The organism is Mycetohabitans endofungorum (genome assembly GCF_037477895.1).
In the GTDB taxonomy this organism is placed as follows: Bacteria; Pseudomonadota; Gammaproteobacteria; order Burkholderiales; family Burkholderiaceae; genus Mycetohabitans.
On sequence record NZ_CP132744.1, the window covers coordinates 23,013 to 41,513 of the forward strand.

An 18,501-nucleotide genomic window follows, 5' to 3' on the forward strand; every position below is an offset into this window, starting at 1 on the left:
TCACAAATCCTCCCGTGCAGCTTTGCATAGAAGCTGATAAATATCCTTCAAGGTCTGGCGGCCCTCTGGTTTTTCATCGAGCTTTCTAAAAGTGGCAACATCACAAAGCAACGTGTCTTCCTTTACGCGCAAAGCATTTTGGCCATTCTCTTCGACTTTTTCTATCACGTTACCTTTTTGAGAATTAAGCAACAAATCGACAGTATTTTCTTTAAAAATCAAACCACCATCTTTTGCCAGATTGATTTCGAGAGTTTTATCTTGATCATTCCACTGTAATCCCTCACCCAGCACAACCTCAAGTGGACCCTTATCGATCTTGATAGCAGGCCCACAATGGATTTGCACGCTGTCGCCTTTTGTGCTGTCAAACCTCAAACCTTTATCCTCTTGCAACTTCATCGCAAGGGTTTCTTTCCCCACGCTCCTTATAATTTCCAGTCCCGGCCCCGTTTGGATCTGAAGCAAACCCTTTCCCTCCAACTCCGAACTGAAAACAAGCTGAAGCTTTCCATCATCAGAAACCTGCAACGCGCCGTCCGGGTTCGTTTTCAGTTTCAGTGCCTTTGACCCTTCTTGCTCCGCGCCTAGCTCAGTTGTCTGGCCGTCACACTTAACGCTCAGCTTCAACGGACCGTCCAATTCTGTCGACGGCGGAGACAGCTGCAAACCAGCTCCCGGATTAAGATCCACTGCCCCAACTGCTTGACAGGCTTCTTGCAACAGGTCCAATAGTTCAGAAAAGTCAGCTTCAGTCGGGACCTGCCCCGCTTGAAAATATCCTTTTAGCTCTGCAATCCGGTCTCTCAGCGGGTTATTCCGAACGAGCGTATTCTGCGGCCTGCCGTTTTCATCGTCTAAACTCATGTCAACTCATCCTCCTCTTTTTCTTGACCTGCTTTCACTAAAATCCGCCATATCTCTTGACGCTGGGCAAGCGGCATCTTTTCGAACGTTTCAACTGAAACCAAAGCGCTCGGATCGAGCGCCAATTGGCCGCTGCCGTTCAATCGCAACGCGTTGTCTTCGACGGTATGCACATGGAGCCCGTTTGCATCGAGCGCCAACGCGGTGTCCTGAGCCAGCGCAACGTGCAGCCCGTCTTGGACACTCACACCGCCACCACAGACCACTGCCAGCCCCTCGCGGGTCGTCAGCCCGCTGCTGGCCACCGCCACCTTTAAACCCTGCACCGTGGCCTGAAGACCGCCCACGGGTTGGTTATTGCCTTGCCAAGTGCTTGGCACCACTTTTTTGACACCGTCCACCTTTTCGACCATCACGCCGCGCCCCGTTTGCACAGCCAGGCAGCCTTGGCCATCATGGAGCACGGGGTGGCACTTCACATCGATCCCTTTGTCATCAGCCACTAAACATGTGCTATCGTCAATATGGACCGTGAGGCACGATTGTTGATCGACACTCAACCCGCTTTTCTTATCTAGATTCAGCGCAAGACGGTCTTGCTCCAATCGCAGTCCATCACCCGGTACGACTTTCGTTAGATCCTGCGTCATACCCAGCGCGTCAAACAACGCTTCGAGCACATTGAACCATGACACGTAATGCTCGGGACACGGTAACTTTTCTGTCTGAAAAGCCTCCTTGAGTTGCACAATGACTGATGCTAAATCGCCCGTGACCGCCTGAGCCGGTTGCTCTGAAGCAGCTGGCACAAAATAAATTTTGGCCAGTTCAATTTTTTCCTGATCGTTGAGGATGCCACCCAAGTGCACATCTTCAGATTGACTCAAAATACGCAGTTTACCGATCGCGGGGGGTTGAGTAGTTGCTTCTAAAAGCTTCCATATCTCTTGACGCTCGGCGAATGACATTTTTTCAAACGTGCTAACCGAGACTTTTGGATTAAGCGTCAATTGACCCTTCTCGTCAATCTGCAGCGCATTGCCTTTGCCTGTACACACATGCAGACCATCGGCATCGAGCGCTAACGCTGTATCGTTAGCCAGCACGATCTGCAGCCCCTGCTCAGCGCTCATGCCTTTGCCGCACGTCAACGCCAGCCCCTCTTTGATAGTAAGCCCGCTACCGGCTGCCGCCACCCTTAAGCCGTCCTCCGTAGCCTGAATACCGCCCACGGGTTGATTCACGCCTTGCGGCACCACTTTTTCAATACCACCGACCTTTTCGACTCTCACGCCAAATCCCGCCTGCACAGACAAAGGGCCTTTACCATCATGAAGCACGGGGCGGCATTTAACATAGATACCGTTGTCATCGGCCGCTAAACATGTGCTGCCGTCGAAATCGGCAAACAGATACGGCGCCAATGCATTGATTTTTAACCCTCCCTTTGCCTCTAGATTTAGCGCGAGACGGTCTTGTTTCAACCGCAGTCCATCACCCGGCACAACTTTCGTTAGATCCTGCGCCATGTCCAGCGCATCACATAATGCCTCGAGCACGTTAAACAAGAGGACATAATCGCCTTCACTCGGTTTTCTGCCGGTCCCGAAACGCTTTTTCAAATCGGCAATCTTAACTTCCAAACGAGCATCCAATATTCGGCGCATGGCTTTTTGCAGCGTCATAAGCTCCTCGCCGGTAATATCAGCAACGTCGCGCTCAAATATCGCATGGTGGCTAGTACTGTTTATCTGTTAATATATACATCACTTCGTTTTTCTTGACGGCTTCTTCGTCTTGATAAGTCCCATCAGGATTGAGCTTTACATCTCCATCTGTTTTATACAGAGAGACCGTGCCAATGCCAGCCGGTTGATCCGGCAAGCGGCTCAGTGACAGGAGCTCGAGCAGTTGATATGCCTCATTGCCGAACGGACAACCGCTATTTTGCCAACCATTGTACGCATGTCCAAAGGAACGGAATGCGCTACGGTTCAACCAGTGGACAGTCGATTGGATATGACATGGAATTTCATCTCGTACAACCTGCTCGACCCACTCAATAATATCGCTGGGTTTAGAAGACGGAGAGAACCAATCGTTATCGCGATTCAACACGACGCCGATGCTAAATGAAAACTGGTCTATCAAGGGTAACGAACGCTCGATGTAGCAGCGCCGAAGTGTTTTGCCGTCTCCGTTGGTTCCTGGCCACTGGGCGCCATTGCCACATTTCGCTACAAATGTGCCCTGCGATATGTTCACCTGTTCAACCACCACGTTGATCGGATCACCCGGAATGTTTGGATTAGATGGAATATCGATCGTATCTCCGATCTGAATCGCTGTCGCGCTGGAGGCAATTTGGCAACGCTTTCGCTGATTACCGAGTAAGCCAGATTGATCAGCAGCATAGACGAGTGGGTAGTCGACGCCCCACATCCATTCACTCAATGTCTCGCAAGACAGCTGCCACGCTTTATTGGATACACCATCCACAATGTATTCAGCATCGACATACAGCTGGTTATTGTGTTGCAGATCGAACGATAGCGTAATAGACCTTCCTTCTTCCTTTACATTCGAAACAACCGCCCAAGGATAAGCACTAACATCAGGCGGTGGAGAACCACCTGTCACAGTCATTTTGAAAATTTGTCCGATTTTGGGAGCGTCTGCTCCCTTTACAAAGCTCAGAGCTAGTGCTTTTTTCTCCGTTTCCTGTTCGTCTAAAAATTCAATGACTGCCTTAAACGCAGCTCCCAACTGAATGGATTTTCTGGGTTGCGGCGGTAACAATAGCCAATATTCGATCAGGTAAAACGGTAGATTATTCAGCTTGCCGCCACGAGGCAGGGCAAAGAGTTCTGCGCCAATGCCCAGTCGAGCGGCAATTCGCTTCTGAAGATCGGAGATCTGACCGATTTGTACATTGGCACGGTTGTAGGTCAGCGTACAAAAATGTTCGAGGTAGCCTTGCTGAACCTGAATAAATTCATGAAGCCGCGCCTCATCACGCAACACGCCTAGACCTTCCCCAAAATACCCCAGTAGATAGCCGATAATCGCCAGTTCTTTGGCCCAATCCTCCGAGCGTTCAACCATACAATCGGTTAGGTCCTTTTTCCAGTGATCGAACAATTCATTCAAGTGAGAATCCGGCAAATAGGGCCACTGAAATCCCCATACGTTCCCTGGCGCAGCTTGCTTCAAGGTGTACCGGTCGAATGCCAATAATTTGGCAACATTGGCCGTTTGCGCTATGCCGTTCGCAATCCACTGCTCGAACGGCAAAAAGAATTGGTATTGGCGTTGCAGGCGTTCTTTTTCCTTATCCTCTTGAGATTTAAGATCATCCTGTAAGCCGTAGCACGGCGGGATGCGATTGCTCGCTGGTGCGTAGGTATCGCCACGCCAACGGCCAATCGGCACACCCGTAGGTGTGTCCGTGACGATGGCGGGTTGCGCATCTTGGATCGCTTGTTGGAGAGCGTTTGGGTTAATAGTTTGTAGTTTGCCTCGCTTAAATAAGCGGACTTTAGGTAAATCACCGGTTAACGAAGCAATCGGATCGTCCCCCCAGGCGACCGGATAGCATGCCAGGTCGATCACCGTTGTCCAGGATGGTATATCGCCAATTTGCAGCTTCATCAGCCTATCGACCCCGGCAAGCGCCAGTAGTGATTGAGCAAGTCCACTAATATCGACGGCACGGGACTGCATGTAGTCAACGGGGTCGGGTATTGAGGTAATCCAGCCGTTCTGTAATCGCGGACCATCGTAGACTGCCTCCGCCGGGATGCCTTGCTCGACGAGCTGCTGCGCCCCCGCTCGCCTCGTCGGTGAACTGATGCAAGCATCCACCTGCTGATAAAGAGCGGCCATTGTCTTGACCGGATCCTGCCACTCATCGTCGAGTTCGATATCGATTTGCACGTCCACATTTTGGGGCTTGAGCCAGATAACCCTACGCACCTGCTCACACAGATTGCGATTGTTTCGCAGACACCTTTGCAAGGCCTTCTTCGCTTTTTCTTCATCGATGCCACGCTGCTTCGCCACATACAAGTGGTATCCGCCTAACAAACAGAATTGGTTGGGCTCAAGCTGCGGGTGACCGGAAAGCCGATCGAAATCGAATCGGAAACGGCGATTGCCTTTATCGTACCGATAGCTATATATCTGTTCGAGATCGAAGGGCTCCCGTACCAGCTGCGCATCCATAAAGTAAAAGCCCTGCGATAGGGTCGCAACCTGCGTTGGCTCATCCGAGCGAAGATCCAAAACCGCGCGCCGATAGTCGTTGTCTGTGACCGGTGAACAGGTTAGTGCCCAATCTGGACCAAACGTCAATGGAAAAATCCGAGTCCGATTTTTTCCTTTACGCCACTGCACATCCTCGGGACTGAGCGTCAGCAAATCTTTTAGCGGATGTGTGTGCCGATAAGCTAGATCGGCCACGTTATAGGTGAGCGCCTGCAAAAACGTTACACCCGGATCATGCTCACCAAACTCGGTCCATTGTTGGCCGGCGAGCGTACGCAACGTATCCAGCGCCGTGGCCCACAAGCTATCAAAGTGAATCGCGTCGTACTCCTGCTCAGCGTCATCCATGCGATAAGCCCCAGTCGATAAAAGTGTCTGTTTCCTGGCGCGTAGACGGTGTGTACCGTCGAATCAACAGTGGACTCATATTGACTCTGCTGACCGGTGAAACAATAGGATTGAGTCTTGTTCGCCGCCCATCGCCAGTATTAAGCCATTGCCGCTTAAGCTTACACTTGTGCCGAACTCTGTTTCCGCCTCAAGCGTTTGCAACAAGGTGGGATCGGGACCATTCACACCAATCCAAATTTCAACCTGCTTGCCATCAGCAGCGCCGGCAGCCAGAACATAGCCGGTATCGCTCAGACTCACACTAGTCACCGGCTGAGCCAATGAGATTCCCTTACCGGCACGTTGCCAGATGCCGTTTTGTAGCTGATCAATAGTAATATCCGTTTGATACGCGCATGTGATCACCTGCGCGTTCCGGCTGAGAGTAGACACGGCACTTGATGTACTTCCCAATTGGACAGGCTTATCAGGATGATGGATCACGTCCGGGTACACATAAACGCCCGTACCGTCCTTGCAGCTTGCGACTAAGGGAAGCGTTCCGCCGCCATTGAGGTCAATTTGGCGATCTTTCCAATCCGGCAGCGTTATCGGGCTCCTCTGCCCTTCCTGATACGTATTGTTAGTGAGTGTCCAGAAACGAAGGTACCCTTCTTTCTGAGCCACAGCGATGAACTGCCCGTTGTCCTCAACGCTGAGATCCGTCACAGCACCTTCGTTTGTTCCCACCTTGAAGCTTGGGCCGATGCCAAACGGCTGGTTATTGAGCAGATCAAACTGCACGGCGGTACCGCGAAGATAGGCAATACCAGGGCAGGCATGCGGCCCAGTCAACTCAAATATGACCGCCTGCCCAGCATCTAGGTCAATCTGGCGCCATTGGCTGCCTGGTCCATAAATGGCAATGGCCGGCGTGTTAGGCGCCTTAGTCGCATCGACCGCCAGATACTGGCCGTCATGGCTAATGCGTACGCGATTGCCAACAAGGGTATAGTCTGCCGGAAGCTTCACCTGCTGAGGTTGTCCAAAAAGTGTTGACGTGCGCTCGCCAAACGTGAGCACCAACGCCTCTAGACCGTTTGCTGAAACGGTTCGCGCTTGTCCATCGAGCAATAGGCTTTTCACGCGCATCACGATCGGCAAGCGTTCAATAAAAGCAAGCATCGCATAGTAGTCGAGCGTTGCACCCGTATAAACTTCACCCGGGCTGGAGCCATTGGCCCACGGCATATACTGAGCGCTGAGCGCCTGGGCCACCAGCCGATAGCCCTGGTCAGGATTCGTGCTCGCAGTAAAGTCGATCGTATAAGCGAGCGGGACATCACGATAAGCTGGGTTGCCGATTTCAAGGTTAAGCCATAGCGTCGCTTTGTCGAGAATGAATTGTTTCATCTGTTTCAGCCGTGACGCATTGAATGCAGGACGCAACCGGTCACCGCTATCGGATTGATCAGGCTTTGGAATGACAACCAGGCGCTGAATTAAAGGATGAGCGTTCGGATCATCTTTGTCTTGCACTCGGGGGGCGGCCTCTCGTACGTCATGAATTTCCGTATAACGCTCCGTGAGCAATTGCCGAATATCGCCCCATGTCAATGCACGGCCGCGGTGATGCAGGCACTGGGCAATTCGTTGATAAAATCTTTCTGTATCTTCCACGGGTTGGCCACCCTCGGAAGGCCAGGGTTGTGTGATAGTTTGCAGACCCTCGATGGGCTCGACACTGCGCGTGACCGTATCAGCAGGCAGGGGCGTGGTCAGATGATCTGCGGCAATATGCTCAACATTGACAAGCGTAGCCGTCATGCAATTGACATTCAGGCCCAACAGCCACGGAAAATCGGAAGGCCGCACCGCATCGTCACTGACCGCAAAGTCATCCTGCTCCCCATCCTGATTCTGCTGGGCAGGCGGTTTGAACTGTGCGCGTACCCAATAGCGCCCTGCGGGCATGGCCGGGTCTTGGTGACTCGCATCGTGCGGCAAAGTTGTCCGCCATAAGCCGGACATTGACAATTTTCCTGTTTTATCATGCACCTGCATGTCCAGCGCTTGCCAGCAGCTCTTCTTATCCTTGTCCTGGGAAAGATAGTCCCAAGACAACAGCACATCGGGGTTGGCTGCTCGCACTTTCCAGTACAGCGTCAAATCTTGTCCCGGCTGTATCCCCGCGAAACCCAGCATTAATTGACGCGCTGGCTGGCTCAACTCGCGGGCCATTGGCGCATCGTCCGCACAATGACCAAATGGCGTAAGCCGGTATTGGGTGTCGAGTGCAGCCGTCGATAGTTTGTACGACACGGACAACGATGACCACTGCGGCGTATACGGGGGATGAAGCCGGATAATCGTAGGCGTATTCTTGTAGAGCGGTGCGTTCAGAGAACTTTGATAAACGGCATGCTCAAAGTCTTGGCCCGTCAGTTTGAAACGAAGGTACTGGTCCCACTGGCGCGGATCGGGATTTGCGATGATCTTGGCGGTCAGTGCATCAATCGCGTTAAAGGCTAACGAAGCGCCAATCGGTGACGAATCGTTTCCCGGCGATTTGTCTTTGAATAGCGAGAGCTTCCCGTCATCTGATGGATTGCCCGCCATCGCCAGTTGACGCTTTGCCACGGCCATTTCGACCATGAAAACCTGATTATTTACAGGTACGCAACCGCCATAAATGGCATAGCCAAACTTCTCATCCTGGCCATCAACGCTGTCCCATTCATACCAACGCTGGAAACTCTGCGTGGGCAATCCCACCCAATTTGGGTCCAGCGTGATGGTCAGTTTACAATCCGGCTTGTTGCACCAGTCCGGCGACATCAAATAAAAGCTGCTGTTGTCCAATGCTGGGGAATCACCAAATGGCTTATTTTCGTTATCTATTTCCGCCACACCACTATCGGTCGCCATGATCACGTGGGGAGAATTGTGCACGGTTACGTTGATCTGGGTAACACCTGGAACCTCAGCCGATGGATGTGTCATCTTGAGCAACGGCACAAGATCATCAAAGCCATCCAACCCAGCGGGCGCCACTACTGCGCCCTGACTGGCCTGTAATACAAATGAAGCCTTTTTATCATCATCGATCTTCTCGGTCTTCTGCAGGGAAATCCAACTTTGGTTCTCCCCACTCACCCATGCACACAGGTCCTCTCTTGCCCCGATAGAGGCATCAAATGTCACTTCGATCACACGCTGGCCGCCCGCAACAGCCAGCACCGGCGAAGCAATAGCACAACCTGGTTCAGACGGGAGTGGGTGCCGGATGGGCGGGTTCGTTGTCGATAACTCGTACAACACCGATAACGATGTCCACCGCGGTGTATAGGGAGGATGGAGTTCAATAATCGTAGGCGTCTTCTTATATTGCGGCGCGACAAGTGAATTCTGATAAGCAGCATGCCCAAAATCCTGACCCGTCAATTCGAAACGAAGATATTGTGTCCAGTCGTGTGGATCGGTACTTTCAATGATAGAGGCAGTGAGTGTCTCAATCTCGTTAAAAGCTAGCAAGGCGCCTATCGGCGGCGGAGCGTCTTCCGGCGATTGATTGTCGTATAACGGGACCGTTTCACCGTCTGATTGGCCATTTGCCACCGTCATTTTGACCGTGAACGCCTGATTATTCGCGGGTACGCCACCGCCATAAATGGCGTAACCAGACTCTCCACCCTGGCCGCCCACGCTGTCCCATTGGTACCAATCGTGGAAATTCTGCGTGGGCAATCCCGTCCACGCCGGATTCAGTGTGATGGTCAGCGTACAATCCGGCTTGTTGCACCAGTCCGGCGACATCAAATACAAGCTACTGCCCAATGTGGGAAATTCACCGAATGGCGTGCTCTTTTTACCTATTTCTGCCACACTGTCATCGGTCGCCATCATCACCTGAGTGGGGTTGCGCACCGTGACGTTAATCTGCTTAACACGTGGAATATCAGTCAATGGACACGTTATCTTGAGCAACGGCACGGAATCGTTAAAACCATCCAACCCCGCGGGCACCGCTATGGCGCCTTGATCGGCCTGTAATACAAACACCGCCTTCCAGCCATCAGGCGGCATACCGATGATAGGAAGCCTCTTTAGGGGAGCCCAACCTTTCTCCCCGCTTATCCATGCACTAAGATTCTGGTCTTCTTTCATCAGGCTGCCGGCACAATCAAACGTCACCTCGATCTCGCGCTCCCCTTGCGCAACAGCCAGCACCGGCGAAGCCACCACGCGCCCGGACACCACGGTCTGGTCCCTTTGAGGACCGTAACTAAATAACCGCACCCCTTCGTTTGGCCACACCGTGGCAGACTGACCAAGCGTATCAAGCACCACCCGCTTCGTGGCAGGATGCTGGATTTGAGGGTTATCGTTATGGTTTTCCGACTGATACCAGCACACGTCCGTGAGCATCGCCTGGTTCGCCCACACATCCTCATCAAGCCGATATTCCAATGGTGTCCCTGCACTATCCTGGCCCGCACTGAACCGTTCACCGGCCGGCAACATCAAGGTTGGCTGGCTTGGCGTGAATGACAGCAGCACCTGATCCGGCACGGCAGGGCTTTCCCGCACACCAAGCTCGTCCCGGTAATAAAGCGCGCGATGCCGAGCCGGTATTGTGTTAAACAGGTCTCGCGGCACGTTGAGTGAGGCTAAAAATGCGATCAGAAAGGCTTGTTGGGGAGGCAGCAAGCCATTGGGCTGAGCTACCGCCTTAAGTAGGGCCGCGACGGGGTCGACTGAATCAACGGCTTCATCGGACGGTAAAAAAAACTTCTTCCACGACTTATCGTCTTTATTAAAGCTGCCCGGTGTGGCAAACGGGTCATCAAATGGCAGCAAAGCTACATAGTCTCGCCAAGCCTTTAAGTGCCATGCCAAATCGCGTTGATCCAGTATGAACGACTCTTGAGGCGATAATGTCTTCTTCACTGTCATAATAGATTTTTTTAAGCTGATCGTAAGAGAACGTTCTATTTACCCGGCTTGGACTTCCTTCTCTAAGCACTGCTCTCATTGGCTCGCCGCGTGGTACGCATGCTCTACTGCATCACACTGGCTCAAGGGCGCCTTATCCGGCTATTCATTGTGCAAGCCATCCTCCCTGCGGACTGCTGATATTCAGCTTGCCACCGACATGTTGCACCGTATTGTTCAGGGGAATCCGGTAAGCAATATCGATATTGAGCGTCCACGGCGAATTGCTGTCCGGTCTGAAATCAATTGAGACTAGCGTGCCCCGGGGCTCGTAGGTTTGAACCGCGTCACTGATCATCTGGCGAATTGCGGTGCGCAGCCCATCGCTGATATTCTCAAACACAAAGGTCTGCAAATCACACCCATAGCCTGCGCGCATCACCCGTTCGTACGGCTGCGTACTAAACAGTACCTGCAGACTCTCTCTGATATTGTCCGCATCGCGTGACATCGTCACTTGCGCTGCTTTTGGCTTGTTGGAGACACATTCGAACTGCACTGGAAACTTCCAGCCGCATCCAAGCTGATCCTGAGGTCCGTTCACCATCCTGTCCTCCATTCATACGATTAACCCAAGTTGACCTGGCCGCCTTTGAGGTCAGCTTTGGCTGAGCCCTGCAGCGAAAGCGTTTGCGATTTGGCGCTTAGGGAGGTCCCTCCCATCTTCATCTCGGATTGACCATTTTTGAGGGTGAGACCTTCTTTGGCTTCTACGGTGATTTTTTTCGCATCAAGCGCGAACGCTTCTTCGCCATGCAAGCGCAGGCTTGTCTTGGACAGTACCAGCGCCGTCTTCTGCGCTTCCAACGTAAGCGTGCCACCGTCCTTGACATCAAAAAGCCACTGGAACTGCGTCTTGCCGTCTTTCGCCAAAACCAAGCCCTTTTGCTCGTTTTTCTCGCTCGGTTCGAACGGTGCCTTGTTTTTCGGGTTATGCACGGCGCTGACGATCACTGGAAAGCGCGGATCGTCACTCAGAAACGCCAGCATCACCTCGTCATCGGCCTCCGGATACAAGCATAAGCCGCTGCCCTTGCTGGCATAGGCCATGCCGGGCCGCACCCAGACCGACGGCTCCTGTCCTGGCTTGCCTCCCAGACCCGGCACGCGCACCGCCATACATCCCCAACCAGTCGGGTCCTTTTCGCGACCAGGCTTCACAACCACACCGGGTGCCATACCTTGGACCCTTGGCATCAAGGGCGCATCGATCTCCGGTATTTGAAGGCCGATCACGGCGTTAGGCCGGCCTGTCGTCACGATCGTCTTACCTAGGCCAGCACCGAACCATTGGTGCCGCACTTCGGCAATCAGCCCCTTGCCATCGAAAGTGCCATAGCCCGACAACTCTAGGGTTTGTCCAGGTGCCAGTTTAGCCGTTGCTTCACTCCAATCCACTGTGAACTCCGCCTGGGTACCGGCCAGTTGGCAACCTACCAAGCGGGCATCCGCGAAAGATTGCGCTTCCGTTTCGCTAAGCGGCAAGCCTGAGTTCAGTGTCCAGTGCATCGCATCGGACGCAGCATAGGTGAGCGGCTTGAACACGCCCGATCCGACTGCCGGAGGTTTTGCCTTCACAGACCGACTTTTCTGCTGCGCGACATCCCAGTAATTTACGCTCAATTGGCTCGGTAGTCTTCGGCTATCACGCCGGTACTTCATATCACGCAACTCGATCCCAGCATTCTGCTTCGCCGCTTTCAAGACGAGGCCTTGTGGCGCTTGCCCAATATCCGGTTTGAGAATCGACACCGATTGTTCGGGAGCACCGATCAACCAGACCGGATACGCGCTAATTCGGCTCATCAACCAGGCCCAGTCCGAGCAAGACCATTGAATCAGCTGTGCGTGAGAAACCGTCATGCCATCCATTTTTTTCACCTTGATGCCGTGCTCCTTGAACAGCTTTTGCAGAGCCTGAGCATCGGTGAGTTTTTCGCCTTTTTGGGTCAACACCTGACTGCGGTGGCTGTTGGCCATTTTCTGCAGCTCATGGACCACCTCGAGCTGGCACGTTAGTTGCCGTTGCGCATAGCTTGGGTTCAGTGGCCTGGCGACCATCCCATCAAAAATCGGGACACGCGTGCCTGTTTCATCCGTATAACTGATTTTGACGGGATGAGCTGGCTGCCATGCCTTATCTATCTGGCTTAACGATGCCCAGCTGTTAGCTGGATCTTCTATATCCACCAGGCACGTTAACCGGGCCATTGGAATCCGGTTAACTGCATACTGAACTTGCGCTTCAATCACCGTTAAACCAAGCTTAGACAGCGGCTGGCCTTGCACCTGGATGTCAAATCTTTTACTCGCAAAGGGAAGCGCCATCACGCCTCCCTAGAGCCAGGCACACGCAAAAATTGGCCAGGTGTCAAGGCGTCCAGGCTATCCAGATCATTTACACGGGCGTACGAGAGGTAATCGCTCGCCGTCGTTTGGCTCGGCACAGACCACGCCCCCTCGGCAATATGAGCCAATGCGGCACCATCTGGAACGGTCCCTCCCTCGTACAACATGCTGGCTTGCCGCGTACTACCACCGCTACCGCCTTGGCCACCTCCCTGCGACACGTTACCGCCGCTGCCCCCCTTGCCTCCCATATCTAGTTCCAACTCTTCAAGGAAGTTGACTGAGAGGTTGGCACGTTGAGGCGCGCCACTGCGGTCAAAGAGCGAACATGTCACCGTCATGTTCGTCATCCAACCGGTAAACTTCATTTGCCCCGCCCAGCCAAAATGGCCCCATTCGACCTTAACAATGTTGGGTGTACGCACCGCACCATTGATCCTAAAAAACGTGATGTACAGACTAGACAACTGCTCATCGACGCTTGTTTTGCTGTCTGGCAAACTGCTGTCTAGGATCAACTCCACCGCCAACGTGCTAGGTGTCACCGCGCCGAATTTGACGCGGGTATTGGAGCTATCGGCCAGCGACTCTTTCCGAAAATCCGCACCATACCCAATCGTCAATGATTCGGGGTTGTACAAAACTTCGAAGGGCCCGGCCAAGTTTTTGAGCGCGCCCCCCTTGTCCAGCGAATAGGGTGTCATTTTCAATTTCTGCAGCGACTGATTGTTCCCGCTCATACGCTACCTCCGTGGACATCACTACGCCATTCATCACGCAGCCGTTCAATGACCTGCCGCACAATCGCATCCACCCAACGCGCCTCACACTGCGTTGCTTCCTGAGAGGGTATGGGCGACGTAGCCGTACTCAGAGCGGTCGCCGGCACGCTCCATGTCCCTGGCGTACCGATGCGCGCCTCGATGATCAATTCATGAATTTCAATCATGCCACCAACCCCATCCACTGCACATCCCGGCAAGCAAGCTCCATCGTATTAAGCAAGACGGTGTTGCTATTGGCATCAAGTTCACCCCATTGCAGCTTCACAGGTAAAGCATCCATGCAGATCCAACTGCACAGCGGCAACGACGATGAATCAAGCAACAAGATAACCACCACCAGGTACCGGCTTTTGAATTGACGCATCGTGTCGATGAACATTGTCGTCAACGGCGATAATGTCGTGACCCCGCGCTCCAAAACAATGTTCTCCTGTATAAGTTCCTTCGGTAAGTGAATCTGGTTAATAGGATCACCGCCTTGATGAAACTTCTGTGTTTGGATCGTCCGGCCCAGTCCACTAATGCGTTGAAAACGAAAATCAACGACCGTTGGCAGTACATTGAGCGCTTGCAGATTACCCGTGAATCCCCAATTCTTCTTAGCAAAGATTTGGACTAGAAACCGGTGGCTATGCGCGTAAAAATCACCGGTGATCGGCGCCTTAGCCATCGCCTCGGCGGTTGATAAAATTGCACTGCTCATGATGTCGCTTTCTCCGTCGATTCCGTTAGCACAGCATCGCTGCCCGTTTGAAACAACACGCGCAGCTCGATAAATTCCGCCGGATATTGCATCGCAAGCTTCGCGATCAGAATTAACCGGCCCGATCGAATATCTTCTGTCGTCATGCTCTCGCCAAGTCCTAACAAGACCTGGAATGCATCGCCTTCCTGTGCTCCAACCAGTCCTCCCGCGAGCCATAGATCGCGTAGCCAAGCACGCGCTAAGCTTTTGAGCGTCGTCCACGTAATCGCGGTATTCGGCTCGAACATCGTATAACGGCCAATGTTCGTTAAAGTGGTCTCGATATAGGTCAGCGTGCGCCGTACCTGAATGTAGCGCCACCGGTCCGGCAACGGTGGGGCAACCAACGTGCGGCAGCCCCATACACGCACCCCGCGCCCAACGAAGCTTCGAATCAGATTAATGCTGATTTTATTTTCATCGAATAACGGCGGCTCAGAAAGCAATACATCGCGCCAGCTCCGATAGTTAGGCCGGGTCACTTGGGTTAATTCGACATTGGCCGGGGCCTTCCAAATACCACGATCGCGGTCGGTTTTACCGATCGCTGCAACCACAGCGCCTGAAGGTGGAACGACGATTTGGCGTCGAATACGCTGACGGCCGTCATCATAATCAACGTAATAGTTCGTTTGCAGACGCGGCCAATACACCGCACCGCGCGCGCGCAGTGCTTCATCCGTTGACTTCTCCAGCCCATCCAGACACTGGCGCACAAGCTTCGGATTGTCCGGCGCATCGAGTACTACAAAAACTTGCCGATGAGATTCGGTTGTTTCTAATAACTTCTTCCACACCGACGTCCAAAGCCCCGCATCTTCCTGCGGTACCTGCTGATCGCTCAACTGATCGCTGCCGTTTGCCTGATAGTACTGGGGCGCTGATAGCATCACCATATCGGGCACCGCCAGCAGCGTTGCATCTAGCGCCTGCTCAAGAAAATCATTCCAGTCAGTTCTGGTGATGCAATCGGCTATGTCTTGCCGTGCGTAATAGTCGTCCCCTTCTGGAAAATTCGCATAGCTTCCCAATGAAACACCATAGCACGCACTACCACCGTTATCGAAATAATGTCTCACGGTGTAATAGAAAGCGGCTTCCTGCGTCAACGGAACCCGTGGATTAGATGACGGAAAACCACCAAAAACCTGCGTAAAATCTTCAAACGTATTCAGCAAGACGGGGGACTTCGGGCACTTTGATGCTAGATCTTGTGATTCCGGATCTTTTTCTGTATAGCCAGCAAATAACGGCACCGTCGTATCGGCCGGTGTTGTCGTACGGGCTTCATCTTGAAAATTAAAACTGACACCAGGTTGCTCATGACGCACTGTTCGAACTCCAAGATTCGTCAATCTCAACGCATCTTAATGCCTCCAACCGGCACTCGGTGTGCCAAACTCAAGTGCTCACTCGTCTTGTTGTTTCTGTGAAAACTGCAAGATAATAAATTCGGCCGGGCGCACCGCAGCCATTCCAACCTTAACAATCAGTTTGCCCGCGCGAATATCGGCATCGGTCATCGTCACATTCTTGCCCACCTGCACGAAATACGCCTCTTCCGGTTTTGTGCCCTGCAAGCCGCCCTTACTCCATATCGCGTGTAGGTAAGCATCAATAGCCGCACGAACTTTTTCCCATGTCGGCTGACTGTTTGGCTCGAACACGACTTGCCTCATCGCGGCCTTGATATCCCGTTCAGCCGCATTAAATAATCGCCGCACTGGGATATACCGCCAACGCTTATCAGGATTGTCGTCGGTACCGTTCTGCGTCCGGGCTCCCCAGACTACATAAGCTTGTTGATTCGTGAAATATCGGATTGCATTGATGCCTACTGGATTTAGTTTCTCCTGAATCTCATCGGTAACCGTCACCGGCTGAGGTGCTTTCTGGATTACTCCCTGCGGTGTTGGGCAAGGCCACACCGTCCCTTTTACCGACGACAAAGTCACATTTGCCGGGGCCTTCCATACTCCACGCAATGCATCGGTACGCGCATAGACTCCCGCCATGACTCCACTTGCACGCAGGGGAATGGCTGACAACGACCTAATCTTTCCAATCAGTTCATCTTTATCCCTCTGTTCCGCATCATTTTTTGGCTTATAATCAATCAGCAATTTAAGTGTTGACGGCAAGGGTGTACCGGAAGATGAAAAACTTTTAAAACTTCCTTTTAATGTAATCTTATTATCATCAGGTATTGTCATCTGGTAGTTCATCTGCAATGCCGGATAGTAAATCGCAACCTGCTCCTTATTACCGAAATCGATATTCTTTACATTATCAAGATCGCTGTCCGTCAACACAAAATAGCCAAGATTTTTCTGCGGATCAATCAAGTTTTTGAAGGTAATTTTAACGTTTTCCGGCTCCGACGGTTGATTTCCACAATAACACAGCAGTGAGATGTCAGGGTAGGCCAGAATTGCACTTTCAATATCGGCTTGTGATGTTAATTGCTGAATTGATAAAATATAACATGGCCCGCCGCCATTTTCGAAATACGCCTGTATCGATACGGCGCTGGCGGAGTCGGGTACAACTTTACAATTACCTTGAATGATATCGTTATTCACGGTGAGCTGGGCTTCCTTTAAATCAAGCGCGCTAACAAACTGCTTAGTAAATTCAGCCCAGTTATTCACTCTGATGCAGACTACAGGGTCTGTAGTCACTAGTATTGGATCATCCCCTTGGTTCGCCCCGGGTTTAAAAAACTGTCCAACAAACACTGGAATGGCCGTTGCACCAGACAGCACACTCAGCGACAACGAATGGTCTTCTTCAATATAAACGCCGGGAACTTTATAAGGTCCACCCATGACTATCCTCACTATTTCTACATTCTTAATTTTTAGTACAGCCTATCCGCTCGATCACCCATCCGCATTACGCGGTGTGCATGTCCTGAGTGAAGCGCAAAATAATGAACTCCGCAGGAAACACGGGCGCCATGCCAATTTGGACAATCATTTTGCCTTCATCGATGTCGTCCTGCGTCATTGTCACCCCCAGCCCTAACCGCACAAAGTACGCCTCCTCCGGCTTCGTACCCATGAGCCCGCCCGCCTTCCAGATACCGTACAGATATGCATCGATTGCCGCCCGCACCTTCTCCCACGTCGGCTGGTTATTCGGTTCGAACACCGCAAACGCCATCGCCCGTTTGATATCTTTTTCCGCCGCACCGAATAGCCGCCGCACCGGCACGTATCGCCAACGCTCCTTCTCGCTGTCGCCTGCCAGCGTGCGCGCACCCCACACCAATGGCACGTCTGTCTGAAAGCAGCGAATGATGTTCAGGGGTTTGGTATATTGATTGTAGATCCCCTGGGTGGCATCGGATACAACAAACTTTGGCACGACCCCGCCTTGTAACGGAACATTGGCTGGCGCCTTCCACACGCCGCGGTCACGGTCAACAGCACAGTATGCGCCAGCAACCGCCGCACTCACCGGGATATCCTTTATGACCTGCGCATCCTTCCCTGTACCTTTATCCGTCGTGACATACGTTGCCCAGTTTGCCTGCAAAGGGGGATAGTAAGCAGCAGCATATGAGCTATTAGGATAATCCTTTGTCATGCTCTGACTGGGATCCGTGGCAAGCTTGATGGATGGACCATCCAGGATCGCAAAGCGCGATTTGCCCTCTGCACATAAACCTGTACCTGGCATAAAGACCGCGTCTGCCAACTTAGGCCCCCCCGCTTGAACAATTAACGTCACGTCATCCAGCTCGGGTACAGTCTTGATTAAGGTGTCGGTAGTATCACCTTTTCCGTTCGTTGGACACACATAGCAATAGCCACCGCCATTGTCGAAATAGGTTTTTAACGCAACATAGAGTGAGTAATCGACCAGATGCTTTGTAAGAGGATTTTTTGGATCTTTTGCCTCGTTCTCGGCCACGGTCTGAACATTGGGCAAATTTACGAACGCCATCCATGAATCGATACGGGTCGGCGCTGAGATTAATTCTTGATTACTCGCTTTAGTTTTATCTTTAGCATCGCCAAGGTCGTACGCAATCACCGGCACCGCGGTCGCCCCGCTGGTAATCGCCAAGGACAGACCTTTATCTTCTTCGACATAGACACCCGGCCAATCGTAAGCCATGTTCTTACCTCAATCGGGATAGGGCACTGGCGGCATGCG

12 protein-coding genes are annotated in these 18,501 nt (G+C 52.4%); all 12 read right to left on the reverse strand.

The window, feature by feature from the left end:
* The 12 genes from RA167_RS00090 to RA167_RS00145 all read right to left on the reverse strand — a co-directional run bounded on the left by RA167_RS00090 (nt 1) and on the right by RA167_RS00145 (nt 18,462).
* Nucleotides 1–867 carry a hypothetical protein gene (locus RA167_RS00090; RefSeq protein ID WP_076785790.1) on the reverse strand — a complete coding sequence of 289 codons (867 nt, stop codon included), beginning with the start codon at nt 865–867 and terminating at the stop codon, nt 1–3.
* Nucleotides 864–2,552 (reverse strand): hypothetical protein, encoded by a 1,689-nt coding sequence (locus RA167_RS00095; RefSeq protein ID WP_076785791.1) that lies wholly within the window; start codon nt 2,550–2,552, stop codon nt 864–866. The genes RA167_RS00090 and RA167_RS00095 overlap by 4 nt, the downstream gene beginning before the upstream one ends.
* A 52-nt stretch (nt 2,553–2,604) precedes the next feature.
* Entirely contained in the window at nt 2,605–5,481 is a 2,877-nt protein-coding gene (locus RA167_RS00100) for a hypothetical protein (protein ID WP_076785792.1), read from the reverse strand.
* 75 nt (nt 5,482–5,556) lie between these two features.
* Nucleotides 5,557–10,419: a hypothetical protein gene (locus tag RA167_RS00105; protein ID WP_076785793.1), complete on the reverse strand. Its 4,863-nt coding sequence runs from the start codon at nt 10,417–10,419 to the stop codon at nt 5,557–5,559.
* Between the two features lie 145 nt (nt 10,420–10,564).
* On the reverse strand, nt 10,565–11,002 hold the full coding sequence (locus RA167_RS00110; protein WP_237574185.1) for a GPW/gp25 family protein: 438 nt from the start codon (nt 11,000–11,002) through the stop codon (nt 10,565–10,567).
* A 23-nt stretch (nt 11,003–11,025) separates the two neighbouring features.
* Complete coding sequence (locus tag RA167_RS00115) at nt 11,026–12,786, reverse strand: phage baseplate assembly protein V (protein ID WP_076785795.1); 1,761 nt, start codon at nt 12,784–12,786, stop codon at nt 11,026–11,028.
* Complete coding sequence (locus tag RA167_RS00120; RefSeq protein WP_076785796.1) at nt 12,786–13,547, reverse strand: hypothetical protein; 762 nt, start codon at nt 13,545–13,547, stop codon at nt 12,786–12,788. Before RA167_RS00120 ends, RA167_RS00115 begins: the two co-directional genes overlap by 1 nt.
* Nucleotides 13,544–13,756 (reverse strand): DUF5908 family protein, encoded by a 213-nt coding sequence (locus RA167_RS00125; protein WP_076785797.1) that lies wholly within the window; start codon nt 13,754–13,756, stop codon nt 13,544–13,546. Before RA167_RS00125 ends, RA167_RS00120 begins: the two co-directional genes overlap by 4 nt.
* Nucleotides 13,753–14,295 (reverse strand): phage tail protein, encoded by a 543-nt coding sequence (locus RA167_RS00130; RefSeq protein ID WP_083706000.1) that lies wholly within the window; start codon nt 14,293–14,295, stop codon nt 13,753–13,755. Before RA167_RS00130 ends, RA167_RS00125 begins: the two co-directional genes overlap by 4 nt.
* Nucleotides 14,292–15,668, reverse strand: coding sequence for a phage tail sheath family protein (locus RA167_RS00135; protein WP_076785798.1), 1,377 nt, complete (start codon nt 15,666–15,668; stop codon nt 14,292–14,294). Before RA167_RS00135 ends, RA167_RS00130 begins: the two co-directional genes overlap by 4 nt.
* 78 nt (nt 15,669–15,746) lie before the next feature.
* Complete coding sequence (locus RA167_RS00140; RefSeq protein WP_076785799.1) at nt 15,747–17,165, reverse strand: phage tail sheath family protein; 1,419 nt, start codon at nt 17,163–17,165, stop codon at nt 15,747–15,749.
* Nucleotides 17,166–17,232: 67 nt separating this feature from the next.
* Nucleotides 17,233–18,462: a phage tail sheath family protein gene (locus tag RA167_RS00145; RefSeq protein WP_076785800.1), complete on the reverse strand. Its 1,230-nt coding sequence runs from the start codon at nt 18,460–18,462 to the stop codon at nt 17,233–17,235.
* Between the last annotated feature and the right edge of the window lie 39 nt (nt 18,463–18,501).